20 protein-coding genes, 1 tRNA gene and 2 pseudogenes are annotated in these 25923 nt (G+C 66.5%); 13 read left to right on the top strand and 10 right to left on the bottom strand.

Features of this window, described 5'->3' with window-relative positions:
• Nucleotides 1–2: 2 nt before the first annotated feature.
• On the bottom strand, nucleotides 3–410 hold the full coding sequence (gene tnpB, locus KGD87_RS36890) for an IS66 family insertion sequence element accessory protein TnpB (protein ID WP_350100792.1): 408 nt from the start codon (nucleotides 408–410) through the stop codon (nucleotides 3–5).
• Nucleotides 411–427: 17 nt separating this feature from the next.
• Entirely contained in the window at nucleotides 428–751 is a 324-nt protein-coding gene (locus KGD87_RS13640; RefSeq protein ID WP_284667865.1) for a hypothetical protein, read from the bottom strand.
• A gap of 669 nt (nucleotides 752–1420) precedes the next feature.
• Between KGD87_RS13640 and KGD87_RS13635 the strand changes: the two genes are divergently transcribed.
• The 6 genes from KGD87_RS13635 (at nucleotide 1421) to KGD87_RS13610 (ending at nucleotide 7762) form a co-directional block, all read left to right on the top strand.
• Nucleotides 1421–2743 carry an AHH domain-containing protein gene (locus KGD87_RS13635; RefSeq protein ID WP_284667864.1) on the top strand — a complete coding sequence of 441 codons (1323 nt, stop codon included), beginning with the start codon at nucleotides 1421–1423 and terminating at the stop codon, nucleotides 2741–2743.
• 3 nt (nucleotides 2744–2746) lie between these two features.
• On the top strand, nucleotides 2747–3316 hold the full coding sequence (locus KGD87_RS13630) for an imm11 family protein (protein WP_284667863.1): 570 nt from the start codon (nucleotides 2747–2749) through the stop codon (nucleotides 3314–3316).
• Nucleotides 3317–3507: 191 nt separating this feature from the next.
• A complete protein-coding gene (locus tag KGD87_RS13625) occupies nucleotides 3508–4371 on the top strand; it encodes a DUF2381 family protein (protein WP_284667862.1) in 864 nt (287 codons plus the stop codon).
• Complete coding sequence (locus KGD87_RS13620) at nucleotides 4368–6158, top strand: serine/threonine protein kinase (protein ID WP_284667861.1); 1791 nt, start codon at nucleotides 4368–4370, stop codon at nucleotides 6156–6158. Before KGD87_RS13625 ends, KGD87_RS13620 begins: the two co-directional genes overlap by 4 nt.
• Before the next feature lie 92 nt (nucleotides 6159–6250).
• Nucleotides 6251–7465: a serine/threonine protein kinase gene (locus KGD87_RS13615; protein ID WP_284667860.1), complete on the top strand. Its 1215-nt coding sequence runs from the start codon at nucleotides 6251–6253 to the stop codon at nucleotides 7463–7465.
• Between the two features lie 211 nt (nucleotides 7466–7676).
• Nucleotides 7677–7762: transfer RNA gene (locus tag KGD87_RS13610), tRNA-Leu, on the top strand.
• A gap of 578 nt (nucleotides 7763–8340) precedes the next feature.
• Here KGD87_RS13610 and KGD87_RS13605 read toward each other — a convergent pair.
• The 3 genes and pseudogenes from KGD87_RS13605 to KGD87_RS13600 form a co-directional block, all read right to left on the bottom strand.
• Complete coding sequence (locus KGD87_RS13605; RefSeq protein ID WP_284667859.1) at nucleotides 8341–8547, bottom strand: transposase; 207 nt, start codon at nucleotides 8545–8547, stop codon at nucleotides 8341–8343.
• Nucleotides 8548–8554: 7 nt separating this feature from the next.
• A pseudogene (locus KGD87_RS36885) lies at nucleotides 8555–9121 on the bottom strand (transposase); the annotation flags it as partial.
• A gap of 12 nt (nucleotides 9122–9133) precedes the next feature.
• The gene (locus KGD87_RS13600; protein WP_284667858.1) at nucleotides 9134–9586 is read right to left on the bottom strand and encodes a hypothetical protein; all 453 of its coding nucleotides are present in this window, start codon (nucleotides 9584–9586) and stop codon (nucleotides 9134–9136) included.
• Between the two features lie 526 nt (nucleotides 9587–10112).
• On the opposite strand from KGD87_RS13600, the pseudogene KGD87_RS37055 reads away from it, so the two are divergent.
• From KGD87_RS37055 to KGD87_RS13585, 3 genes and pseudogenes are all read left to right on the top strand, one after another.
• Nucleotides 10113–10205, top strand: a pseudogene (locus KGD87_RS37055) (ISAzo13-like element transposase-related protein); the annotation flags it as partial.
• Between the two features lie 312 nt (nucleotides 10206–10517).
• Nucleotides 10518–11444 carry a hypothetical protein gene (locus KGD87_RS13590; protein ID WP_284667857.1) on the top strand — a complete coding sequence of 309 codons (927 nt, stop codon included), beginning with the start codon at nucleotides 10518–10520 and terminating at the stop codon, nucleotides 11442–11444.
• Between the two features lie 465 nt (nucleotides 11445–11909).
• Nucleotides 11910–12866 (top strand): pirin family protein, encoded by a 957-nt coding sequence (locus KGD87_RS13585; protein WP_284667856.1) that lies wholly within the window; start codon nucleotides 11910–11912, stop codon nucleotides 12864–12866.
• Between the two features lie 6 nt (nucleotides 12867–12872).
• On the opposite strand, the gene KGD87_RS13580 is transcribed toward KGD87_RS13585, so the two are convergent.
• Together KGD87_RS13580 and KGD87_RS13575 are read right to left on the bottom strand one after the other, a co-directional pair.
• Nucleotides 12873–14828 carry a RecQ family ATP-dependent DNA helicase gene (locus tag KGD87_RS13580; protein WP_284667855.1) on the bottom strand — a complete coding sequence of 652 codons (1956 nt, stop codon included), beginning with the start codon at nucleotides 14826–14828 and terminating at the stop codon, nucleotides 12873–12875.
• Nucleotides 14829–14861: 33 nt separating this feature from the next.
• Entirely contained in the window at nucleotides 14862–15746 is an 885-nt protein-coding gene (locus KGD87_RS13575) for a LysR family transcriptional regulator (protein WP_284667854.1), read from the bottom strand.
• A 96-nt stretch (nucleotides 15747–15842) separates the two neighbouring features.
• Here KGD87_RS13575 and KGD87_RS13570 point away from each other — a divergent pair, with 96 nt between their 5' ends.
• From KGD87_RS13570 to KGD87_RS13560, 3 genes are all read left to right on the top strand, one after another.
• Entirely contained in the window at nucleotides 15843–16946 is a 1104-nt protein-coding gene (locus KGD87_RS13570; RefSeq protein ID WP_284667853.1) for a saccharopine dehydrogenase family protein, read from the top strand.
• A 59-nt stretch (nucleotides 16947–17005) separates the two neighbouring features.
• Nucleotides 17006–18679, top strand: a complete 1674-nt coding sequence (locus tag KGD87_RS13565) for an amidase (RefSeq protein WP_284667852.1) — start codon at nucleotides 17006–17008, stop codon at nucleotides 18677–18679.
• A 156-nt stretch (nucleotides 18680–18835) separates the two neighbouring features.
• Entirely contained in the window at nucleotides 18836–20314 is a 1479-nt protein-coding gene (locus KGD87_RS13560) for a glycoside hydrolase family 6 protein (RefSeq protein ID WP_284667851.1), read from the top strand.
• 28 nt (nucleotides 20315–20342) lie between these two features.
• Here the strand turns inward: KGD87_RS13560 and KGD87_RS13555 are convergent, their stop codons facing one another.
• From KGD87_RS13555 to KGD87_RS13545, 3 genes are all read right to left on the bottom strand, one after another.
• Entirely contained in the window at nucleotides 20343–21806 is a 1464-nt protein-coding gene (locus tag KGD87_RS13555; protein WP_284667850.1) for an MDR family MFS transporter, read from the bottom strand.
• 180 nt (nucleotides 21807–21986) lie between these two features.
• Complete coding sequence (locus KGD87_RS13550; protein WP_284667849.1) at nucleotides 21987–22553, bottom strand: hypothetical protein; 567 nt, start codon at nucleotides 22551–22553, stop codon at nucleotides 21987–21989.
• 73 nt (nucleotides 22554–22626) lie between these two features.
• Nucleotides 22627–23061, bottom strand: coding sequence for a hypothetical protein (locus tag KGD87_RS13545; protein ID WP_284667848.1), 435 nt, complete (start codon nucleotides 23059–23061; stop codon nucleotides 22627–22629).
• 165 nt (nucleotides 23062–23226) lie between these two features.
• Between KGD87_RS13545 and KGD87_RS13540 the strand changes: the two genes are divergently transcribed.
• Nucleotides 23227–25881 (top strand): ATP-dependent Clp protease ATP-binding subunit, encoded by a 2655-nt coding sequence (locus KGD87_RS13540; protein WP_284667847.1) that lies wholly within the window; start codon nucleotides 23227–23229, stop codon nucleotides 25879–25881.
• The last annotated feature ends 42 nt before the right edge of the window (nucleotides 25882–25923 follow it).

Genomic DNA, 25923 nt, shown 5'->3' with positions numbered 1-25923 from the left:
CGCTACAACCGGTTTGTGGCGCGCAAGCCTGCCTGGGGCGTGGGAGTCCGGGCTCGCTCCCATGGAGGGCGACGCGGCCTACGTGCCCACCTGGCGCCACTCAGGGGCGGCCTGCGTGGCCGAAGCGTCGCCCGCGCACAGCAGCACCTGCAACTCGTGGGCGCGCAGCGGGCCGCCGCCTCACTCGCCGTGGGCCACCAGCGAAACCGCCCCTGGGAGAGGCGCTTGTGACACAGCCAGAAGCCCTGCCCGTCGTAGACGAGCAACTTCACCGCCGTCCGCTGCCGGTTACGGAAGACGAATACCGTTCCGCTGAAAGGGTTTTCCGCGAGGGCCGCACGGCACTGTTGCGCCAGCCCATCAACGCCCCGGCGGAAGTCCACCGGCTCAATGGCCACCAGCACTCTCATTTGAGGAGTGATTTGAATCATGGGCCCCGCAGCGCGGCCACCAGGGCCAGCACGTCGAAGCCCTGGCACGAGGCGGGCACGGTGAGCGTCAGTCGGCTGCCCTCCCGAGCCACGTACTCAATGACGAGGTTGGCGGCGGGGGCCGGCCCCAGCAGTTGCGCGGCGCTCACCTCAAGGAAGCCGTCCGGCCCGCTCGCCGCGCCGGCCTGACGCTTCGGCGGGTGCGCCGCCGACGTCCGGGCCTTCAGCCCGGCGTGGCCCACCCCCAACGCGCGCGCGACATGGGACACCCCGTAGCGCTGCGCCGCCGAAACCGCCTCCCTCCACAGCGCCTCTGGCATCCGTCCCTGCTGGCTACGCGTCAGCCGCCACTGCTGCACCCGCCCGCGCAACGCCTCCAACTCTTCCGCTGCTATACTGCCTCTCGCCACCGTGTCTCTCCCGGTCCGCTCCAATGGGCCGTGGACGGTACCGGGGGGCACCAGGGCCCTTCACGCACGTCTGCCGGAAGGACACGCTGCATTCGAACCGCAGCGGAGATTGAGCGGCTGCGCGCCGAGAACGAATCGTTGCGCGAGCAGGCCGGGGACGTGTCCTTCACGGTCGCCGTCGTGGCCCTGCTTGTCGGGCTCGGGGCCGGGTTCGCCGTAGCGAAGCTGGCGAACTGACAGTGGGCGGCTGCGGAATCGGCGCGGTCGGTCTGAGACCTCGCGACGCCGTGAACTACGTACTCACCGCAGCCGCCCGGCCGCCTTCATACATAAGCGACAGTGAATGGTAAAGTAGGTCTGCCGGAATGCCCGAGGGGCTTGGCACGGGGGCGACCTGGCCTGCGGTTCGCGGCGCTGCTCGTCGGCCTGCCATGTTAGTCCGTCCTGGGCGCGGTAGAGGCTGGCAATGCAGTAGACCTGTAAGGTTCCCATAGTCTCGTAGGACCATGGAGATTGTCAGACGCGGTTGCTATGTGGCCCCCTGCCTGCCGATGTCCTGGCGGCTGACCCGGGGGCTGCATGAGAGCTTTAGGAATTGCTGCACTGTTGCTGTTTGCGAGCGGGTGCGCGTCGACTCGTGTCGTGCATCTGAATACGGGGCGCGGAGAGCCAATCGCCTTCACCCCCGTTGAGTCCGACCCTGTCGAAATAGGCAGCGACGAGTTCAAGCGTGCTGTCGCGCAGCTCGTGCTCGACATGCGGCTCGATGTCGCCTTCAGGGAGGTTGAGGAGGACGGTCGCCGCTCGTTGCTCGCGTCGTCCGGAGGGCTCGTTGACGGCGCGCAGGCCAGGTCTGTCCCTTCGGCATATGAGCGCATCTGCCAGCGGCAGGACGAGCCCCATAGCTGCCTGAGCATGCTGTCTGGTGGGTTTTCGCTGGGGCCCTCGGAGCGACGGATGCTCGCGCTCTACTTCGCGCTCGACACGGTGTGGGCGGGCGTCGAGGATGCGATTCGCGACATGGTGAATCCTGTCGCCCTGCGAGCGATGGTTACGACGATGATTGGGACGGCGCTCGTGATGCTGGTCGCGCCCGAGCCCATTACGAAGGTCATCGCGATTGCCCTGACGGCATCTCTCATCGCCTACCTTGGGACGGGGCCGGTGTGGAATCTCGGGCAGGGGTTTCTGAGGTTGCTCGACGAGTCTCGGGACGCGGCGGGCTTCGCGGACCTGGAGAGGGCCGGGCATCGCTTCGGGAAGGTGCTGGGGGATAACGGGGCCCGCGTCCTGGTGATCGTCGCGCTGTCCGCGCTGGGCGGGAAGAGCGCGATGGCGGCGCAGGGACCGAAGATGCCGGGCTTCGCGCAGGCGGCTTCCCGGGCGCAGCTTGAGGGGGGCTTCCAACTAGCGGGCGCGCTGGCCGGGGAGGTTCAGGCGATCTCGATTTCGTCGGCTGGGGTGCTGAACGTGACGCTCGCACCGACGGCGGTCGCCGCAGTCGCGATGGGCGCAGGCGCGAGCCCTGGGGCTGCGGTGGGAGCTGTTGGGGGCGTTCAGGGTGACCCCGAGGGAGAGATTCACCATATTTGCACTGACAAAAATGAAAAATCAGACAGGACGGGTGGTCCGTGGACCCAGCGCTTTCAGGTGATTTTTGATAGAGCTGGCATGACGCTTAATGACCCTGCAAATCTGGTTCGGGTTCGAGGTCATAAGGGGTCGCATCCTGCCGAGTATCACAAGGCTGTTTTCTCGCGGGTTAACGATGCAACGGTGCGATGTGGCTCCCCCGCAGCGTGCCGCGTAGCGCTTGAGAGGGAACTTGCCAGAATTGCTCGGGACCTCGTAAGGAAGGGGTCGAAGCTGCGGAAGTTCATTACTAAGAATGCCGAGGAGTAAGCTGTGGAGCGAAGGTTCTTTGATTTGGGAACAGACGAGTACGTTAAGGGGCGCTGGTATCTTGGGGATCCGACCGGCATGGATGGCAAGGAGATCGAAGATATCTGGCAGTTTTCTGACGGGAAGGCGGTTGAGCTTTTCGAAAAGCTTCGTTTTCCAGTTCGACGATCCGGAGTAGTGCTCGATATTGATTTTGCAGGAGTTGGATTCGCCCCTGTTGTCAGTGAGCGCGTTGCATCCGTTTTTCGCGAGATGGCGCCCAATGACGTTCAGCTCTTTCCTGTTGATGTTGAGGGAGAGTCAAGGCCCTACTTCTTGCTCAATGTGGCTCGGAGGATTCGTTGTATTGACGAAGAAGCTTCAGAAGAGGTGCAAGTGCGCACCGCAGAGGAGTATACGGACAGGATCGGTGAGTATTGCTCTGTCATAGGGTTGAGAATCGACAAGTCGAAGGTAGGCGCGGCGCGGGTGTTCCGACTGTGGGGATGGCGTGTGCCGCTTATTGTCGACGAGGAGATTAAGGATGCCCTCGAAGCGAATGGCATCTTTGGTGGTAAGTTCGAAGAGGTCTGAACCACCCCACCTCAGCCACTGACCTCGCTCCGGCGCCGCTCACAGTTGCGCCGGGGCGAACTGCTTTGAGCGAGGGGCGTTCCGTTGGGCGCGAGGGGGGCCCTGCCGCTCCCGGTAGCGTGGCGCGGTAGATGGTTCCACAGCGCGCGTTCTTCCGATGGTAGCGTGTGGCACCGGGAGGTCATGCGCCTTTGAGCCAACCGGCCAGATTGGTCCTTACTCTTGTTCTCGTGTGGGGGACTGCGACGCCAGTCGCGGCGGCGCAAGTGGAGCGCGCTGTTCGCAAGCGCTCAGTGGTCGTCGCCAGTAGCCCCGCCGATGCCCTTCCTGTCGTCCGGGTGGCGCGCGACACACCGACGGTCTTCCTGTTCCCGGCCCCCATCAACCGGAAGACGCTCACCTTCGACGAGTCGAGGATTCACGTCCTGGATGCCGGGGAACGCTCGGTCATCGTTCAGCCCGTGGCGGACATCACGGAAGGCGAGCGCTACGAGATTGGCGTCTTCTTCGCGGATGGCAGGGCACCCGCGCGAGCTGCTTTCGAGCTGGTGACAGACCCGACCGAAGTAGACATTCAAATCAACGTTCAGCGTCCGGAGTTGGCGGGAGCAGCATGCCCCGTTGATGAGCCGCGAGCACCCCAACCTGAAGACTTCGTGTTGCTGGGACTTGTCGACAAGGAAGGTGTCTCAGCTACGCCAATTAAGGGTTATGACGACGCTGAACGAGGCTTTCTCGTGCAGTCGGCGATAGCTTATCGGGGGAAAGGATGGGCGCTGATAGACGCGAGAGTGATTAACTATGTTGGGCAGGTGCCATGGCTTCCAAGGGTGGCGATGTTGACGGGCAGAGTTGGGTTGCCGCTCCACGCTCGGATTGTGATGATAGATAAAACAGCGATTCAGCCAGGAGCGGAGCGACAGGTGTTGGTGGTCGCGGAACTGCCGCAATTGACTGTGAGCCCGGTTTTTACTTTGGAGTTGGTTGGGGATGGGCGCACGCTCAAGATTCCCAATGTGCGCTTTCCGAAGTCAGCTTCTGGGGCGACTCCATGAAGGTAATTTCGCTATTTCCGCGTGCCGGGATGTTCGTTGATGGCTGGCGCGTCATCAAAGAGATTGGGAATGGTGGTTTTGCCGTCGTCTTCCTCGTTGAAAAGAACGGCCGCAGGAGCGCGCTCAAGCTGGCGCGTCACCGGGATTCAAGCGGGGACGACAAGCAAACTCATGCAAGGACACTTCGGGAGCTTTCGGCGCTTCTACTCCTGGACCATCCGAACATCGTCAAGCATCGTGGGTATGGGTACTCCGAGCATGGGAACGTCTATCTCGCGCTTGAATACATTGATGGTTGGACGCTAGCGGAGTGGGCGGAGCGGAAACATCCCACGGTGCGGGAGGTCTTGCAGGTTTTCGACAAGCTTTGCACCGCACTGTCCTACATGCACAGTCGGGGCGTTCTGCATCGGGACTTGAAGCTGTCCAACGTTCTGATTCGGAAGAGCGACGGCGAGCCAATCATCATCGACTTTAGCTGTGCGAGTTACTCGTTGGCCGAAGAACTGACGGATGGTGGCTTACCTCCGGGAACGGACCGCTTTCGCGCACCGGAACAGTTCAAATGGCTCCGGGAGCACAAGGCCGACCATCGCGCGAAGTACGCGTTTCGCGTCGCGGATGAGATTTTCGCCGTGGGGGCAATGCTCTATGAGCTGTTGACCGACCCCCGACCGACCGAGGTCCAAGCGCGAACCACGCTCAACAGTACGCTCATGTCGCCGCCTCCTGCGCGTGCGTTGAACGAGCGCGTTCCGGAAGCGCTGAACGACCTCGTCACAAGCATCCTGTCGCGTGACCCTGCAAAGCGCCCCGTCGACACCGAGGCACTACGTCGCGAACTAGGCGAACTCCTGGCCTGTTCGAGCGCGGAGTACCTGTCCCCGGTGCATCCACCATCCGAGCAGCGGCAGGGGGGGCCATTGGAACAGCGGATGCCCCCAGTTGCGAACTCAAGCCTTCCTGGGGCGCCTACGCGTACTGTCCGGAAATGGCGTGGGCTCCTGGGGGGCCTCGCTGCCCTCATCGCCCTTGTCGTAGCCGAGGGCTTCTGGCTCGGCCAGGGGGAGCAGACGCAGCCACGAGAGCCGCAGGTTGCGAGTGCTCCACCATCTCTCAGTTCCCTACACTCCGCGCCGCTCGTATCGGCCGCCCCTGCTATGTCACCACCTAGCCCCCCGCCTGTGCTGCTGACGGGCCCTGAGACTGCCGCTCCGAAGGAAGGTTCAACTGTGAAGACGACTCCGTCACCCAAGGCCCCGACCCAAGGACGCCCGTCGGGCGGGAGGACGAAGGCCACCGCTGTTGCCGACTGCGCGACGATGACGCTCGTCGCGGCGCTCGCGGCGGGCTGCCCCGGGGCTCAGATTCGGCCTGAGTCGTTCACCTGCCCGTCTGGTGCGGAAGAGACGATGCGGGAAGACCTTCGCTGGGAGATTAACGAGCCATTCCGCGTCACCCTTGATAGTCGCCAGGGCCCGTTTGAACAAGTTTGGTTCACCGCAGGGGCTGACGTGGTGGGGGTTGTTCCCAAGGGAGTTGAACGACGGCAACGAGCAGTCGCGCCGCCCGGGACACTTTTCTACGGGAAGGCGTATTTCCTCTCTGACCGCATGGGGCGCTCGGAGGGGCCTGCATTGGTCATCCGCTACGACCGTGTGAAGCTGCCGGGACAGGACGAACGCCCCATCTGCTTCGTGGTCGAGTCGCCTGCCAAGGACTACGAAGACGGCCGAGTGAAGTCGGTGAACACCGGAGGCGGCTACGTCGTGGACCGCTGGCCATGAGAGCCCCGAAAGGACGTAATAGGTAGGAGGCCGAAATTGGGCTGACCAAGCCGTTTTGTCCCCCTTACCTGTGAAGGCGTTCCCTCGGCTGGATGCGGCAGGTAGCTTCGTTCGTCGTGTTGGTCGCGAGTCCGCGCACGAGGGAAAACGGCATGTCGAAAGCAATCGAGTTCAAGCTCCCGCCAGGGGCGATTCTCTTCTCGGCGGATGGGGTCGGCTACGAGTTCCGCGAGGACTTGGGGGCGACACACCATGGGATGTCCCTCTTCGTGGCACGGCTGCGAGCCGCTTCGGGGGCGCCTCGTGGGAAGGTGCTTCTGAAGGCGGTTCCCGCGCCATCGGAGAAGGAAGGGGGCCGGGTTCGGCGGGCGCGAGCAAAGCTTGATGAGCAGGTTCGCCTTGCGGCCTCTCTCTCTCACCCGGCAATCCTCAAGGTCCATGGGCTCCACAAGGTTGAGGGCTACTGGTACGTCAGCGCCGAGCATCCATCCGGGAATTCTTTGAACGAGCTGCTAACGCTCGTCGTCGAGTGTCGTCGATGGTTCTCACCCCTCTTCGTGATGTTCGTGGGCTCGCAGGTGGCGGCAGCGCTTGAGTACGCGCACACGGCGAAGGACGCCAGCGGGCGCCCCTTGAACATCGTTCACCGCGCCATCGACGTTGCGCACATCTTCGTCGACTGGGACGGTTCGGTTCGGCTCGGCGACTTCGGTCTCGCGCTGTCCGACTTGCCGGGACGCGTGGCTTCCTCTGTTCGCGGCCCGGGAGGGGACTACTTCTATTCGTCGCCAGAGATGCTGCTTGGCGGGCGCGTCGATGCGCGCTCGGACCTCTTCATGCTGGGGGTGGTGCTTCTCGAACTGGCGACGGGGAAGAATCTGCTCTTCTGCCCGGATATCCTCACCCCCGAAGTCATGGGCTCGCTGTCCGCGAAGAAGCGTCGGCGGGTTTCGCAGGCAATCGAGCGGGCCACGCTGGCGGGGGCATCATCCATGGTCGAGGACGCGATTTGGCGTGCCGCGACGCTGACGGATGCGGACGTGGACGCGATGACGGAGGGGCTTCCCCAGGGGCTGCGCGTGACGCTGAACCGGCTCCTTCGAGTCTCCCCCCGCGAGCGCTACCAGTCTGCCGGTGAGCTGGCCGCAGACCTAGTCGCCTGGATTGGAGGCACCTTCACGAAGGCGGATGCCGCTGCGGAACTCAGGGCGCGGGCAGCTCAGGCCGAAGAGGCGCTGGATGCGATGGGGCTCACGCCGCCTCGCGGTCGCGGCAATCGCAAGCCGGATGACGTGACGACGGCCTAGCCACGGGGCTTCCCCGCCCAGGTGCTTTCGGCTTGCTGGTGGCGCGGAGCCGGTCCAAAATCCTCCGGCCAGATTGGCGCTGTCACTAGGAGTGAAGCGCCCCTCCTCGTTCAGGAAGGGCGATGTTGTGGACCGGTGCCGTTCCAATCGTTCCAACTTTCTTCCAACAATGCGGGGCCAATAGGGACCAGTAAGTACCTAATTTCACTTGGCACGAGTGGCGGAACTGGCAGACGCAGCGGACTTAAAATCCGCTGGCCCGTAAGGGCCGTCCGGGTTCGATCCCCGGCTCGTGCATTAGACTGTTCAGTGGTTACGTGCGGTTAGCGGCGGTCTCCTTCCATGTCGCACGTATGCCGCGCGCCAGAGCAAGAGGCCGGTCCAGGACAGCGACGGCCTCTCTCTGGGTGCCCGGGCTCAGGTGGGCGTATCGCATGATGGGCTTGCCCCGATGAGTAGGAGCGGAACGCCTCAACCCCAAGTGCGGCAGCTTCACGAAGCTGTCCACGAAATCGGCTCTCCAGCACTTTGAGTGACGCGTGGCACAGGGCGGGTTCACGAGAGGTGCTGTTCAGGTGCGCGGACTCCGAGGGAGCGAGCCTGTCCGTCGTCAAAGACTGGAGAGAGAGTCCGGCTCGAAATCCGGGCCTTCCCGGGGAGATTGTCTCCAATGGCGCCCTGCTGCGTCTGCCTGCGCTTCCGAGGGAGCGCACACAAAGTGAGGGAGAGCCAAATCGGGCAAGCCCAAGCTCCACCCAGTCCTCCTCGCGCAACTCGAGCAGCACGTCCCCAGGCTTCACTTGGCCAATACCGCGCCACACATGGGTGTTGGAGGCCACTGCCAGCACGTACGGCTGGCGCATGTCCTTGAGGAATCAGCGCAGGGGACCGTCGCGCCCGTACACCTCGTCGCCCACCACCCACGAGGGCTTCAGTACCGAGGCGAGCGCACGCTGCAACATGCCCTGCGCGAGGGCACCCTTCGACTCGAAGGCCACCTCCTCGGGCACACCAGCCTCGCGCCGACGCGCGGCGTCCGTGGCCCACGTCGGGCAGGTACACCTCGCGGTCGACGAGCGCATGGCCCTTCGGCGTCACGTATGCGAGGAAGACGCCGACTTGGGCATTCTCCACCTGGCCCGCCGCCCCAGTGTACTGGCGCGCGACTCCGACCGACTTGTCGCCCTTCTTGAGAAAGCCAGTCTCGTCCACCGCCGGCACGCCGCCCTCACCCAGCACCTCGCGCGCGTAGCCGAGGACATCGTCGCGCAAGGAGTCCGCGTCCCACTTCGCGCGCAGCAGCAGGTGCTGGAATGCGTAAGGAGCAGCATGGCCTGCGTCCTCGGCCAGACCCCACGCATTCTTGCGCTCCGCCCGGCCGAGCAGCGCCCGCACGTACCCGAGCGCTGCCTCTCGCGCCTCGCGCCGCGGAAAGTGGGGCTGCAGCCGGGCGCTCAGCGCCTCCAACTCCACCGCCAGACCGCGCACCAGCGCCGCCTCGGGCGCACGCCGGGCCTCTGCGTCTACTGTCGCCACCACGGGAAGGCTCCGCGCTCCCCCTCCAGTTCCTTCAACAGGAGGCCCGTCCCGAACTACGATTGTAGAACCAGGACGGGACTGCGCACGCTCGTGCAAGCCACCGAGCGTGCTCAGCATCTTCCAGGCAACTTACTCATTCGGTGACCAGCAGTCGAGACTCCGCTCCACCACGTTCGACACGTAGCTGTTGGCGTCAAGGACGCGGAACCGGACGTACTTGGTGTAGTACGTTCCGTATGTATAGAACCCCCACCCGCAATAACCGCTATTCGAGGTAGTACCGTTGTGCCAGTAGGAACTCGTCGAACCGCCACCGTAGTCATCCACTACCTGCCACTGGTATGTGTAGGGTGCGACGCCGTTGCTTGCGCTGCCGGAGCAATCGTAAGTGCTGGTTTGATTGTCTCTCCAACAGCCCATTGTCACCGTTGGCGGATAGATGTTGAGTGCGGTGACGGTGTTGCCCATTCCCAAATCGCCCTCCTCGTCGGCAAGAGGCCCTCCGCAGGCGCTCAGTAAGGCTGCTGCCGAGACAATCGCTGCGCTGAGTTGAAGGTGTTTAACTGTCGCCTGAACTGCCATGTGGAACTCCTTTGAGGTGGGATGGCAAGGCACTTTGGTTTTAGTTGATTTGCAGAAGAGGCTGGCCTGTCCGGGCGACGAGTGTTCTGAACTGGTCACATGCAGTGAATGCCCCGGGAGCAGTCAGCCTCGCGGACTCGCCACCGCAGATCTCCGCTTCTCACACGAGCAACTCGTCGAGCCGCGGCTTAGGTTCGGTCAGTAATTACTTGTCCGAACAGGCGAATAGACAGGCAACCGGGCGTGTTGGCCGGATTTGGACGCGGAAAAGGCCGTAGCGAAGCGCTACCAGGCACTCCGAGACGGCATGGATGAGCGGGTGACGCGCCGCTGGGCAGGCGCCGAGGCACTCGCGCGCTGGGGCGAGGCGGCGTCACTGCGGTCGCACGGGCGACGGGCTGTCGCGCATGACGGTGCGCGCGGGGCGCGACGAGGCGATCGGGAAGAGGCCGTCAGGAGCGCGGGTGCGGCGCAAGGGCGCGGGCCGGCTCCCAGTGGAAGTAGCCCAGCCGGGGTTGACGCAAGCCCTGGGGATCCCCGGAGTCGCCAGCTGCGCTGGACATGCAAGAGCGCGAGGGAGCTGGCCGCGGAACTGGAGAAACAGGGCCATGAAGTGAGCCCGCAGAAGGCGCGCGATTGAGGATCGGGCTACAGGGGGACAAGCAACTCGCAGTCGAGAGACAATCGCAACCGAACTCCGACGTGGGGCCTGTCAGACGTGCCTGATGAAGTGTCGACTGTCAGACTGGGGGCTCGGAGTCAACGAATTGTCATGCCATGCGATCTTGACGAAAGGCGTCAGGCTGGTCGACTGTGATTGTGGTTCATCAGGTCATTCAGTGATGGGTGACGCAGAAAAGCATGATGCGCACGAGGTCGCGAGTCAAATGGGGTACGCCGTCTGCGAATCGGAGGATGTTCAATGAGGAGTATGTGTCCATTTCGGCTGGGATTTCTGTTGGCGGTTGCTCTTGGTGTGTCAGGATGCGGCGACTCTTTTGGTGAAGATTCAACGTCAATAGACATCAACCCTTCGTCGCTGGCTGAAGCGCAGTTGTCCCTCCAGCGCATCGACCAGTTGTACGAGTCCAATCCGGTGGCCGCATTGGATGCCAGGCAGAGGCTGGGTCCAAAGCTCGATGAAATCAACCACTTGGTTGCTCGTGTAGAAGTGGCGCCTGAACATTTTGTTGAATTCTATGAACTGGGGGCCGGCGGCCTGCTTGTCATGGAGCGCGGGCCCGTTGAAAATGGACATGTCTTGCGTGACGAGGATGTTGCAGGTCGCCCCGCCGTCGAACTCTATCGCCGGCTTACGGGAGGCGCGACACCGCCAGACGCATTGGTCAGGGCCGCATCGCCCAGTGAGGCCCCTGCTGGATCCCATGTTTCTGCGCGAGATGAGGCTGTTGCCAAACTGGAATCTTCAGAGGGATTTGCCCCGGATGTCACCCAGTCATGGACGGGTGCCGATGGCCAACTCTGGAGAGATACCGCCTGCTTCAAAGCCGGGGAGTTCTTCGGCTGCCACCCCAATATAACCGGCCATGGATGGGCGCATTCGCCTGCCAAGACGTCGTTTGTCAGGCTCGGACCCTACAGGGGAAGTGTGAGGCTGCAGGCCTCTTATGATGGTGCTCCATGGGGATCTTGGGTCTTTTTTGCAGGAGAGTCGGTGCAGTACTGGCAGCACAGCGCTAGTTATTGGGCTTGCCCTTGGTGGCAGGCCTGCGGCGTGCAGGAGTACTACATTCGCGAGCATCGATGGGATGTCTTGGATGCGGACGGCGACGGATATCACTTCACTCATGCGTTCAGGAACAATTGCACTTGGATTTCATGTGACAGCGCGCCCTGACGTCCGCAGAGACTGGTTCAATTGGCACTGCTGCGTCAGGGGTCCGAGGAATGGATAAGGAGACCGGACAGGCGACGTGAGGCGCGGAGGTGGTTGGTGCGGTGGCAGGTGGGGCCGCGAGGCAACCCGGTGGCAATCCCTCGCGCCATCACGAGCCGTGCGGTGATGAAGCCGTCGTGGAAGCGGCGCTCAGGCCGGGTGTGACTGCGCGTGGGCTTCAGCCGCCCCTCGGGCCAAGGGGGAACGCCGCGTGCGTTCCTCAACGAGGAAGGCGTAGCAATACAGCGCGACGGAGACACGGTGAAGCCAGCCGGGAACGGACTGTCTCACTCACATTGGTCGAGAGGGCGTCCTCCTCAAGGGTCTCTATCACCCGGCTCTGGGGGATGCTCGCCGCGTGCATGGACTCCGGGGGCCGTCCGGTGGAGGCTCGGGGATGCACGCTCGGTTTCCGGCAAGGCCTTCATGAACGCCACCTCCCGCCGCCGCTTCCTCCTCCAGTCAGGCCTGCTCGTGGCCGCCTCGGCCGTGGGGTGCCGACGTTCGGATGCTCCCGCGGTCATCCTGAAGTCGCAGCGCAACGTGGTGCAGACGCTTGAGGGCATCCCCGCGACGGATGGGGCAGGGGTCCAGTTGACGCGGGTCATCGGGCAGCCCGCGCTGCGGAACCTCGACCCGTTCCTCATGCTCGACCGGTTCCACTCCGATGACCCCGGGGCCTACATCAACGGCTTCCCGAATCACCCTCACCGGGGCTTCGAGACAGTCACCGTCATGCTCGACGGGCGGATGCGCCACCGGGACAGCCGTGGCAACAGCGGGCTCATCGCCGGAGGGGGCTCGCAGTGGATGACCGCGGGCCGTGGCCTCATCCACTCGGAGATGCCGGAGCAGGTGCAGGGGCTGATGTCCGGCTTCCAGCTCTGGCTCAACCTCCCCGCGAAGGAGAAGATGTGCCCGCCCGCCTACCAGGACCACACGCCAGCGCAGCTCGCGGAGGAGCGCCTGTCGCCCTCGGGGAGCCGCGCGCGTGTCATCGCGGGCCACATGAACGGCCTCCAGGGTCCCGTGCGTGAGCGCCCCACGCAGCCGCTCCTGCTGACCCTGGCGCTCGAGGACGACCGTCCATTCGAGCTCGACACACCGGCGGAGCACACCGCCTTCGCCTTCGTGTCCGCGGGCGAGGTGGACGTGGGCCCCGAAGACACGTCGAAGCCCGTACGCGAGGGCTCGCTGGCGGTGCTCGGTCCGGGGAGCCGGCTACGCGTGCGCGCGAGGAATCGCCGGAGTGAGCTGCTCATCGCCGCCGCACGCCCTCTGCGTGAGCCCATCGTCCAGTACGGCCCGTTCGTCATGAACACCCGCGAGGAGATCCGCCAGGCCTTCGAGGACTACCGCGCGGGCATGCTCGACCGGGGGTAAGGCCCGTCAACTCACGGTCGGTCGGCCACAGAACTCCAGCACCTCCGCGAAGGGCCAGCCCTCCAGCGCGCCGAACAACTTGTGGCCGCTGAGCTTCGCCCGCGTGAGGGCGGGACTGCTCAACCCACAGAGGAACCTCGCGGCCTGCCTCGGGTGCCCGAGCGCCTCGGGATGCTTCGCGGCCAGGGCTCGGAAGCCCGCCACGTCGAGGCCCGCGGGCAGTGCCGGCTTCCGGCGCACCGCGGGAAGCACCTGGGCCTCCCCGGTCCGGCAGAAGGTGCAATGCCCACACGGCTGCTCCCTCCGCTGTCCGAAGTGGGCGACCAACGCATTGCTCTGGCACCCCGCGTGGGTGACGAGCTTCAGCACGTCCCGGACACGCGTGACCTCCTGGGCTTCGCGCTGCTGGAAGCGCTGATGGAGGAGCGCGGTGAGCGCCGCGGCGTCCTCCTGGGAGCGCAGCCGCGTGAAGCGCTGACGCGGCTCGGCGACCTGGAGCAACACGAGTCCTTGCTCCTCGAGATACTCGATGGCCCGGACCACCCGCTCGCGGGGCTGTCGTAGCGAGCTCGCCACCTCGGCCGGATCCAGCGAATACCAGGTGCGCCCCTTCTTCGCCTGGGCAAACACGTCGCGCAGGAACTGCACCCGTTCTCCCTGGAAGCGCCCCACGAGCGCATCGAGGGACACGAGCGGCTGCACCTTGTAACCCGCGTAGTACGGCGTGCCCTGCCTCAACACGCCTTCGAGCTCCAGGTACGTCAGCGCCGTGCGCAGCACGAGCGGCCGCACGTCATGTCGGCTGGACAATGCGAACATGTCGACGCTCAGCTCTGGCCCCAGGCTGAGCAACTCCGTCACCAGGCCTTGAATCGCTTCCCGCGTGGGCGTGTCCCCAAGCGCGAAGTTCTCCAGGCTGGGGACGTCATCCGGACACGCGAACAGCTCCACCACCGACGGCGCGCCATCGCGCCCGGCGCGGCCAATTTCCTGGCTGTAGCTCTCCAGGCCCTTGGGCAGGTTGTAGTGATACACGGCCCGCACGTCCGCTTTGTCGATGCCCATCCCGAACGCGATGGTGGCCACGACGATTCCATTCGAGGAGGCCATCCAGGCTTCCTGCACCCGCTCACGGACCTCCGACTCCAGGCCCGCGTGGTAGGCGCTGGCGGGGAGACCTTCGGCGGAGAGGAACGCGGCCACGCGCTCGGCGGTCTTCTGCAGCGTGACGTAGACGATGGTGGGGCCGGGCGCTCGGGAACCGAGCCGTTCGAGGAGCAGTGCGTCGCGGACCTCGGCGTGCACCGGGGTGGTCTCCAGCGTGAGGTTCTGCCGGTAGAAGCCCGTGACGACCGCGTTCTCCTCGGGGATGCCGAAGCCCTGGCAGATGTCCCGCACGACGGAGGGCGTCGCCGTGGCGGTGAGCGCGAGGACTCGCTCGGACGACAGCTCCCTCGCGGCCTTCGCCAGCTTCAGATAGTCCGGCCGGAAGTTGTGGCCCCACTCCGAGACACAGTGCGCCTCATCCACCGCGAACAGGGAGATGCGCAGCTCACGGAGCAGGGCGGTGAAGCGCTCGTTGTTGAAGCGCTCGGGCGCCACGTACAACAGCTTGAGCGAACCCTCACGCAGCGCCTGCGTGACTTCCCGTGAGTCCTCCACCGACAGCGAGGCGTCCATCCGTGCGGCGCGGATGCCCTGCCGAGCCAGGGCGTCAATCTGGTCCTTCATCAGCGCAATCAGCGGTGAGACCACCACCGTGATGCCCTCCAGCAGCAACGCCGGAAGCTGATAACAGAGCGACTTGCCGCCACCCGTGGGGAACACCGCGAGCGCCGCGGCGTTCGGACCGAGCAGGGCCTCAAGGACTTCTCTCTGGCCAGGACGAAAGTCCGTCAGTCCGAATCGCTCGCGCAGCACGGTGTCGAGTGAGCCGCGCCGCGCGTCATCTGCCTTGTGCATGAAGCTCCTCCTGCCCAACGACTTGGTCTCCGCTCACCGGGGGAAGAGCGTAGCCACGAAGTCCAAGAAGACGCGAACCCGTGAGGGAAGGTGCTTGCCGCGCGGGTACAAAGCATGGATGGGGCGGGGCGCACCCGCCTGTTCTTCCAGAACGGGCACGAGCGCTCCAGATTCCAATTCGCGGGTCACCATGAAGTCGAAGAGCTGGGCGATGCCGAGGCCCAGCACGGTCGCCTCACGCAAGGTGGCACCGTGGTTCGTGTGGAACGTGCCTCGGGGCTCGGCGCTCAGCGGGTTGCTCCCGTCATGCAGCAGCCAGGAGGCAGGCGCGCTCTCTCGGAGAAAACCCAGGCAGTTGTGCCGGAGCAGGTCCGCCACCGTCTCTGGCCGGCCGTGGCGCCGCAGGTATGCGGGGGCGGCGCAGGCGAGTAGCCGTGTGGTTCCCAGCTTCCGGGCCACCAGCCGCGAGTCCTCCAGGATTCCAAGTCTCAGGAGCACGTCGGCGCCTTCGGTGATGGGGTCCACCACCTCGTCCCGGAGTGTCAGGCGCAGCTCGACGCCAGGGTACGCCGTGAGGAAGCGAGGCAGCGCCGGCATGAGCACCAACTGACCGATGACTTGTGGCGCGTCCACCCGGAGCACGCCCACGGGCCTGTGCCGGGAACGGGAGAGCGACTCCTTCGCATCCTCCAGTTCCTTGAGGATGCGCTGGCAGCGGGCGTAGAACGCACGGCCGTCCTCGGTGAGTTGCATGGCACGGGTTGTCCGCTGGAAGAGCACGACGCCCAGTTCCTCCTCCAGGCGGGCAATGCGCCGGCTCACGGCCGAAGCGGTGAGCTGGAGCTTTCGTGCCGCACGGGTGAAGTCACCGTGCTCGGCGGCGCGAACGAAGGCTTCGATGTTCGAGAGCGAGGGCATTGATGCGTGGTCCGCACAGATGATGTTCACGGACCTTGGTCGCATTCCACGGGAACTGGCGGCAGAACCCTTCCGGACGCGTGACGGAGAGGTTCGATGATGGACGCTGTGGGACGCACCGGGGACATCCTCGTGGTGGGCGGCTACGGGCAGGTGGGGCAGGAGGTCGTTCGCATCCTGGCTCCCGCCTTCCCGGGTCGCGTGGTGGTGGCAGGCCGCAGCAGAGCCAAGGCGGAGTCGCTCGCGCGGCGCACGGGGGAGGGGACACGGGCGCGGGCGCTTGACGTCACCGCGCCCGAGGCCGTGGCGCACCTGGACGGTGTTGCGCTCGTGGTGATGTGCCTGGACCAACAAGCCTTGTCGTTCGTCGAGCACTGCCTGCGCTCAGGCCTCGACTACGTGGATGTGACGGCGTCGGAGGCGTCTTTGTCCGCCTTCGAGGGACTGGCGCCCGTCGCGGCCCAGACGGGAAGCACCGCCGTGCTCAGCGTGGGCGTAGCTCCGGGGCTCACGCAGGTCCTGGCGGCGCGGGCAACGTCTCAGCTCGACACGGTGGAGCAAGTGGACCTCTTCGTGTTGCTGGGTGGCGGCGACATTCACGGCGCGGCGGCCATCGGATGGACGCTGGAGAACCTCTCCGCGCCGTTTGACGTCTACCGACAGGGACAACTCCACCGTGTCCACGGGTTCCACGAAGCCACCTGGGTCCACTTCCCAGGAGAATCGAGGCCGCGCCGGGCGTGGCGGTTCAACTTCCCGGACCAACGAACCGTTGCACGCACGTTGTCCGTTCCCACTGTGTCGACATGGCTGTGCTTCGACCCGCCTGGGTTGAGCCGTCTGGCCGCGCTCGCCGTCCGGCTGGGGATGGGCCGGCTGTTGCGATGGCCACCACTTCGACGTGCCGCGACCTGGCTGGCCCTGCGGGTCCACGCGGGCTCGGATGTGTGTTCGGTACTGGCGAAGGCGAGGGGGCACTCCGCGGGCATACCCGCGACGCGGGTCGCGACTCTGCAAGGCCGACGAGAGGCGATGCTGACGGGGCGGGTCGCGGCGGAGGTGGCTCGCGAGTTGCTCGCCGGTCACGGTCCTGGCCGTGGCGTTCTTCATCTGGAGCAGTTCGTGGACGCTGCTCCCTTCCTGCGACGCATCGCCGCCGCCGTCCCAGACGCGCGGTATCTGGCTCACGACGAGGCGTGACGCTGAATGGGCCACCATCGCTCATGCGGTATCGCCGGCTCGGGGTAGGCTGCCGCGCAATGACCTACCAACGCAACCCCGTGAAGGCGCCCCGTGTGTCGGGCCTGGCGCTCAAGGCTTTCGTGAACGCGCTCGAGAGCGGCGTCGGGTCGGTGATGCTGGACAAGCTGACGCGGGACAGCGGCATCGAGCGCTGGCGTGAGCTCCCGGCGGGGGATGCGTCGCCGCTCCAGTTCCCGTTGCCCCAGGGTACCGCCGCCACGGCGTCGCAGACGCCCACGGAGCAGGCCGCGCGCGCCATCGCCGCGTCCGCCAGCCCATCGGAGCGTGAGAGCGTCGCGTCCTATGTCCGCGCCTACCGCGAGGGCGCCACGGACCCGGTGGCGGTGGTGCAGCGCATTCATGAGTCCATCGCCCGCATGGACAGTGGGAAGCAGCGCCTGGGCTTGTTCATCGCCCGCAAGCCGGACGAGGCGCACCGGGCCGCGGAGGCGTCCACTGAGCGGCTGCGCGCGGGCCGCCCGCTGAGCGTGCTCGACGGGATTCCCGTCGTGCTGAAGGACGAGGTCGACCTGGCTGGGTTCCCCACCACGCTGGGCACGCGGTTCCGCACGCAGGTGGCCGCCGCGGACTCGACGGTGGCGGCCCGGCTCAAGGCCGCGGGCGCCATCATCCTCGGCAAGGCCAACATGAATGAGATTGGCATCAACCCCATCGGGTTGAATCCCCACCACGGCGCCGCTCGCAATCCCTGGGACACGGGCCGCATCACCGGTGGCAGCTCCAGCGCCTCCGCGGCCGCCGTGGCCGCCGGCCTGTGCCCCTTGAGCATCGGGGCCGACGGCGGTGGCTCCATCCGCATCCCCGCGGCCCTGTGCGGCATCGTGGGCCTCAAGGCGACGTGGGGCCGCATCCCGGAGACGGGCGTGCCGCCGCTGTGCTGGAACGTGGGCCACGTGGGGCCCTTGGGGCTCACCGTGGACGACGTCGCCGCCGCCTACGCGCTGCTCGCGGGGCCGGATGGGCACGACCTCGTCTCCCAGGGGCAGTCGCCGCATCACCTGTCTGGCTACGAGGATGAAGGCCTGAGCGGCGTGCGGCTGGGCATCTGCTGGGACTACTTCGAGGACGCCGACGCGGACGTCGTCGCCCGCTGCAAGGAAGCCGTGGCCGCGCTGTCGGCCGCGGGCGCGCGTGTGGTGGAGATTCCGCCTCCCGACCTCAACACCGTCCTGTGGACGCACAGCTGCATCATCCTGAGCGAGATGTCGGAGGCGATGCTTCCCCACGTGAAGGCGCATCCGTCGGAGTTCGGGCTCGACACGCGCACCAACCTGGCCATTGGCCGGCACTTCCGGGCCACGGACCTGGTGCACGCCCTGCGGCACCGGCATCGCATGACGCGTGAGCTGCTCGCGCAGATGGCGGGCGTGGACGTCCTCGTCACGCCCACGACGGCCACCACGGCGCCCCTCATCCCCGAAGCGGCGCTTCCGGATGGCGAGTCGAACCTGCCTGTCGTCGATGCCCTGATGCGCTTCGTGCGCCTGGCCAACCTGACGGGCTTCCCTTCGCTGTCGGTGCCAGCCGGCTTCGACGAAGAGGGGCTCCCGGTGGGGGTCCAGCTCACAGGCCGCCCCTACGAGGAGCACCTCCTGCTGCGGCTGGGCCGCGTGGTGGAGCAGGCCTCGGAGTACCGCGTGCCGCCTGTTCATCTGCGCGCACTTCGCTGACCCTCCCTGCGGATTGAAGGGCTGAAAAACAGGAAAAACATGCAAGTGTGGCGTCGCGTGCTCGCGGGGCCACCCACGGGCCACGCACTCGACACAGCCCGCGTCACTCCGGGCGCCGCTCCCTGGCGTCCTCGCGCGGGCGGGAGGAAGGGCTTCGTGCAACCAAGTGACTTCGCCGGTTCGCTGTTTCGTCGTCTCACCGCTCCGGCCGCGCTGATGCTCGCGGCGGCTCTTGCGACTGCCTGTGGTCCCTCGGAGCCGCCCGCCCCGGCGGAGCCCGAGGCGCTCGGCATTCGCGCCGACGCGCTGACCGAGCTCGTCTCCAATGGCACCTTCAGCGGCGGCACCGTATCGCCCTGGTGGAGTGGCCCCAACACGCAGTCCCGCGTGGAGAGCGCCCGGCTTCGGGTGGACGTGGGAGGAGGGACGGCCAACCCCTGGGACGCGCTGATTGGCCAGGACGACATTCCGCTCGTGAATGGCCGGGCGTACACGCTGTCCTTCACCGCTTCCGCTTCGGTGAGCACGACGGTCCGCGTGACGGTGCAGTTGGAGAGCCCGCCGTACACCGCGCCGCTGGACCGGCAGATAACGTTGGACGGCACGGCACGGCGCTTCACGTTCCCCTTCACGTCGACGCTGGCCATGCAGGCGGGGCAGGTCACCTTCCAGATGGGAGGCCGCGCGACAGGGTTCAGCGCGTACATCGATGACATCTCTCTCACCACGGAGGACGGCGGCGGTGGCGGCGGACCGCTGGGGATGACGAGCGGCTTCTACATCGACCCGAACTCCAACCCGGCCAACTGGGTCCGGGCCAACAGCGGGGACTCGCGCGCGGCGCGCATCCAGTCCTCCATCGCGAACAACCTGGCCGCGCGCTGGTTCGCCGCGTGGAGTGGAGACATCACCACGGCGGTGTCCAGCTTCGTCGCGGCAGCGGACGCGGCGGACAAGCTGCCGGTGCTGGTGGCCTACAACATCCCGGGCCGTGACTGCGGCAGCCACTCGGGCGGAGGCGCGGGGTCGCCGGAGGCGTACCGGACGTGGATTTCGTCCTTCGCCGCCGCCATCGGCAACCGTCCCGCTGTCGTCATCATCGAGCCGGACGCCGTCGCCCAGCTCGACTGCCTGGCGAACGACGCCGAGCGGCAGACGCGCATCAGCCTGATTCGCTACGCCACCGAGCAGTTCAGGGACCGCGCGCCGAACACGTGGGCCTACCTGGACGCGGGCAACGCCCTGTGGATCAACGCGGACACCATGGCCCAGCGGCTGGAGAACATGGGCGTGCGCAACGTGCGGGGCTTCGCGCTCAACGTGTCGAACTTCTACACCACCGCGCAGTCGGCCGCGTACGCGGGCTCCGTCAACAGCTCGCTGAGCAGCCGGTACGGCTACACCAGGCCCTTCGTGGTGGACACCAGCCGCAACGGCAATGGCTCCAACGGGGAGTGGTGCAACCCCGCCGGCCGGATGATTGGCCCGACGAACCAGGTGGGCGTGGGCGGCGCGGAGCTGGTCCTGTGGATCAAGGTCCCCGGCGACTCCGACGGCCAGTGTGGCGTCGCGCCCAACACGCCCGCCGGCACCTTCATGCCGGACGTGGCCCTCCGGATGATTGACGGACTCTGAAGCAGCGCGCGGGGGCGCCGCACGGACGTCAGTGCGGCGCCGCCACCTCGGTGGCGGACACCGTCGTGGTTCGCGACACCTTGGGGAAGAACAGCCCCGCGGTGAAGGCGGCCACGGTGAAGGCGCAGATGAGCCAGAAGTTGATGCTCAGCCCCGCGCCCAGCGCGCCGCTCAGCGTCGCCAGCAGCTCCGCGGGCAGGTCCTTGCCATGGTCGGGGCTCATCAAGGCGTTGGCGGCCGAAATCGGCACCGTCGGGTCCTTGAGGAGCTGCGACACCATGACGCCGCCCATCAGCCCCACGCCGATGGCGCCGCCGATGGTGCGGAAGAACATGTTGCTGGCGGTGGCCACGCCGCGCAGCTCCCAGCCCACGCTGGTCTGCACGGCGATGAGCAGCGCGGTGGACGCGAAGCCCATGCCGATGCCGAACAGGCCCATGGCCACCTCCGGCACCAGCTTGGGGGCCTGGGGCCCCAGGAGCAGCGCCATCAGCGACGTGCCCACCACCGTCAGCCCCAGCCCGCCCACGATGAGCGGGCGGAAGCCCGTCTTGAGCAGCAGCTTCCCGGCCACGAGCGCCGCCAGCGGCCAGCCGACAATCATCGGCGTAATCATCCCGCCGGCCTCGGTGGGCGTTCCCCCCAGGACGCCCTGGACGAAGAGCGGAACGTAGGTGGTGGCCCCGAACATCGCCGCGGAGAAGAGCGCTCCCGCGATGGAGGAGATGACGATGGCCGGCACCTTGAAGATGGACATGGGGATGATGGGCTCGGCCGCCTTGCGCTCCACGGCGACGAAGGCCGCGAGCAGCACCGCCGCCACGGGCAGCCCCCACAGATTCACACCCACGCCCTGCACGCCGACGAGCAGCGCCACCACCCAGCCGGTGAGCAGCGCGGCGCCCGCGTAGTCCAGCTTCTGGGGCTTGAGCTCCACGCGCTCGTGGAAGTAGCTCAGCAGCAGGACGACGCAGCCCAGGCCCACCGGGACATTGATGAAGAAGACCCAGTGCCAGGTGAGGTACTTCACGATGAAGCCACCGGTGATGGGGCCAATCAGGCCGGCGATGCCCCACACCGCGCTGAACGCGCCCTGGACCTTCGCGCGCTCCTCCAGCGTGTAGAGGTCCCCGATGACGGTGAGCGCCACCGGCTGCATGGCGCCCGCGCCCAGGCCCTGGAGCGTCCGGAAGCCAATCAGCATGGCCATGGACGTGGACAGGCCACTGGCGATCGAGCCCACGAGGAACAGCACGATGCCGAACAAGAGCACGGGCTTGCGGCCGTAGAGGTCCGCCAGCTTCCCGTAGATGGGCACGGTGATGGTGGACGACAGCATGTACGCGGTGAAGACCCACGCGTAGTGCTGGATGCCACCCAGCTCGCCCACCACCGTGGGCATGGCCGTGGAAACGACAGTGGCTTCCAAGGCGGCCATGAAGAGACTCAAGGCCAGGGCCAAGGTGGTGAGGGGACGATGAGTGGTTCGCATGAAGGCGCCAGCGCGGGAGAGGCCCTCCTTAACGGCTGCGGGCGGGGGTCGCCAGCAACAAGCGGCCTCGCGCCCTGGGTGGCCACTCCGCGTGCGGGCGCACACGGACTCGGAAACGAACGAAGGGCCAGCCCCCACCTGCGTGGGAACTGGCCCTGGGGGCTTCGAGCCGATTCGGGCTTACAGGCCGCGCATCAGCTGGGCCTGGGCGAAGGCCGCCATCTGCTGGGCGTTGAAGCGGCCCTCGGCGATGTCGCCCACCGTCTTCGCGCCGGTGCGGACCGTCTCCACCATGTCCGCCAGCTTGCCCACGGTGCCGGCCTTGCCGAACATGGAGGCCACGCCGCCCAGCGGGCCGCCAGCGACCATGGCCAGGCCGTTGTCGATGAACTTGTCGACGAAGGGCTTGGCGAGCTGGCCGATGCCGAAGGGCAGCTTGTCCAGCAGGCCGCCAATCATGCCCTTGAGCGGGCCGGTGATGGCGCTCATCGCCTTGTCGACCAGGCCGGACACCTGACTCAGCGCGCTGCCAATCTTGCCCGCGATGCCGCCGATGCTGTTCGCCAGGCCGCCTACCGCCTTGCCGATGCCGCCCAGCGCCTTGCCAATACCGCCCAGCGCGCCCGCGATACCGCCCGCGGCCTTGCTCGCCGCGCTGGCCGCACCCGCGGCGGCGCTCCGACCAGCACTGCTCGCGCCATTCGAGCCACGGCCACCGTTCGAACCACCTGCGCCGCCAACGGACATGGGGAAACCTCTATGAAAGGGGGTGAATGTACGGATTGTCGGGGAGCGTGGGGGAAAGTTGCTTCAAATCCACCTAGACGCGATCAGGCCCGCCCTTGGGTACGTGCTGGCGGAGCTTCTGGCTGGTCTCCTCGTCCACCTTCACGGGCTCCTGGCCCTCATCCCCACGCAGGGACGGCTTGTTCGCGTCATCCTGCTTCCCTTCAAAGCCACTGTAATAGGACTTGGGCGGTCCAATGCCCAGCTCGCCATTGGCGGCGGCGATGAAGAAGTTGGCGACGTCCTGGGTGGACGGCGGATTGTAGCCGGCGGCGCGCAGCTCCTCGTCCGGGGCGACGATGAGCGTCGGCTCCTTGTCCGGGTGCTGGGCGTAGTCGAGGACCAGCTCGACGTAGGCCTCCAGCTCCATGTCCAGGGACTTCGCGATGCGCTGGGTGTCTGGGTCCGCGAGCAGCTCGGCGCGGACATTCTCCACGGGGCGCTTCAGGCGGGGTTTCTGTTCGGACATCTCGGGGACTCCCGGAGGGCATAGAAAAAACGACGCTTCATGCAGGTTAGCGTCCCCTGCGACGGGGGGCCACCTTGGACGCCCGGCCCGGGCCTGGGGCCGAGGTGAGGCGCACCGGCCGTCCCTAGCGTTGGAGTTGAACCGCCGTTCAAGGGACCCCAAACCATGGCCAACGTCTGCGACCTCTGCCACCAGCGCCCGGCGACCACCCGAGTCACTCGCGTCATGGGGAACCGGCGGACCACCGAGTCCCTGTGTGACATCTGCAGCAGCCAGCGCTCGCGCTTCGGGCGCATGGGCCTGGGCACGTCGCTCTTCGACCAGTTCTTCAGTGACTTCGGAGACGAGGACTTCGGGGGGCTGTCGCGTTCACTCCAGCAGCCGGTGGAGCGCTACGACATCACCGAGGCCTTCTCCGATGAGACGCGGCGCGTGCTGGAGGCGGCCTTCGAGGCGGCGCGGAGCGCGGGCGCGGCCTCCATCGACACGGAGCACTTGCTGGTGGCGCTCGCGAAGGACCCGCTGGGACGGGCGGCGCTCAGCCGCATGAAGCTGGACCCGGCCCGCGTCGCCGAGCGCGCCGAGTCCGAGCTGCGCCGTGGGAAGCGCCCCATGGAGCGTCCAGAGCTGTCGCCGCACGCCAAGCGCGCCCTGGAGCTCGCGTACCAGGAGGCCTTCGAGCTGGGGCATTCCTACGTGGGCCCCGAGCACGTGCTGCTGGGCCTGCTCCAGGAGGGGGAAGGCCTGGCGTCGGAGATTCTGCGCGAGCAAGGAGCCCAGCATGGCAAGGCACGCGCATCCGTCGCGGAGTCGCTGGCGCCTTCCTCCGAGGCGCGCCGGTCGCCCACGCCCACGCTGGATGAGTACTGCCGCGACCTGACGAGCCTGGCCTCGGAAGGGAAGCTGGACCCGGTGGTGGGGCGGGCCAACGAAATCGAGACCACGCTCGAAATCCTCTCGCGCCGCACGAAGAACAACCCGGTGCTCATCGGTGAGCCGGGCGTGGGCAAGACGGCCATCGTGGAGGGCATTGCCCAGCGCATCATCTCCGCGGCCGTCCCCGACACGCTGCGCGACAAGCGCGTGCTGCAACTGGATTTGTCCGGCCTGCTCGCGGGCAGCAAGTACCGCGGCGAGTTCGAGGAGCGGTTGAAGAAGGTCATGGACGAGGTGAAGGCGCACAGCGAGGACATCGTCCTCTTCATCGACGAGATTCACACCCTCGTCGGAGCGGGCGCGGCGGAGGGCGCCATGGACGCGGGCAACATGCTCAAGCCCTCCCTGGCGCGCGGCGAGCTGCACGTCATCGGCGCGACGACGCTGGACGAGTACCGCAAGCGCATCGAGAAGGACGCCGCGCTCGAACGCCGCTTCCAGCCCGTGGTCGTCCCGGAGCCGACGGCCGAGCAGGCCATCGAGATTCTGCGAGGCCTCAAGGACCGCTACGAGTCCCATCACCGCGTGCGCATCGCGGACGAGGCGCTGGTGGCGGCGGTGGAGCTGTCGGACCGCTACGTCACCGGGCGCTTCCTGCCGGACAAGGCCATTGATTTGGTGGACCAGGCGGCGGCCCGGGTGCGCTTGCGGCTCACGCTGCCCCCGGAGCGCCTGGTGAACGCCGAGCATGAGGTGGTGAAGGTGAAGCGCTCGCTCGACGAGGCGCGCGGCCGGAAGGCGGGGCCGCGCATCCAGGAGCTGGAGTCGAAGCTGAACGCCGCCGAGCGCGAGGTCCAGAGCGCGCAGAAGGAGCGCCGCACGCAGAAGTCCGGTGAGACGCCGGAGGTCCGCGCCGAAGACGTGGCGGAGGTGCTGTCGCGCATGACGGGCATCCCCGTGACGCAGATGACGGAAGACGAGCGCAAGAAGCTGCTGGAGCTGGAGTCGCGGCTGCACGAGCGCGTCATCGGTCAGGAGGAGGCCATCCGCGTGCTGTCGCAGGCCATCCGGCGGGCGAGGGCGGGGCTGAAGGACGAGTCGCGTCCCATCGGCTCCTTCCTCTTCCTGGGCCCCACGGGCGTGGGCAAGACGGAGCTGGCGAAGACGCTGGCGGAGCTGCTCTTCGGTGACGAGAAGGCGCTCATCCGCTTCGACATGAGTGAATACATGGAGAAGCACGCCGTGAGCCGGCTGGTGGGCGCGCCGCCGGGCTACGTCGGCTACGAGGAGGGCGGGCAGCTCACGGAGGCCGTGCGGCGGCGGCCCTACAGCGTGCTCCTCTTCGACGAGGTGGAGAAGGCCCACCCCGACGTGTTCCACATGCTGCTCCAGGTGCTGGATGACGGGCGGCTCACGGATGCGCAGGGCACGGTGGTGAACTTCAAGAACACCGTCATCATCGGCACCAGCAACCTGGGCTCGCACCTCATCCAGGAATCCACCGGGCGCAAGGAGCCGCAGGAGCGCATGCGGGAGCGCGTCATGGGCGTGCTCAAGGGGCACTTCCCGCCCGAGTTCCTCAACCGCATCGACGAGACGGTGGTCTTCGAGCCGCTCAACCGCGCGCAGCTGCGCGCCATCGTGGACCTGATGCTGGAGAAGACGCGCCGCCTGCTGCACGGCCAGGGCATCGCGCTGGAGGTGGCGCCCTCGGCGCTGGAGGCGCTGGTGGACAAGGGGTGGGATCCAACCTTCGGCGCGCGTCCGCTGCGGCGTGAAATCCAGCGCGCCATCGAGGCGCCGCTCGCGGAGAAGCTCATCTCGGGCGACATCCATGAGAACAGCCGCGTGAGAGCGGATTTCAAGGATGGAAAATTCCGGTTCGACGAGGTGGAGGCCGCGGAGACGGAAGGCGAGCAGGCTGAGGCGGGCGCCGTTCACTGAACCGTCACGTGTGGGGTCATCCTGGCCCCCGAACATTCGCCT

Origin of the sequence: Myxococcus sp. SDU36 (genome assembly GCF_030168875.1) — a bacterium.
In the GTDB taxonomy this organism is placed as follows: Bacteria; Myxococcota; Myxococcia; order Myxococcales; family Myxococcaceae; genus Myxococcus; species Myxococcus vastator.
The sequence above is the reverse complement of the archived record's forward strand: the minus strand, read 5'-3'. Positions and strand labels throughout refer to the sequence as shown.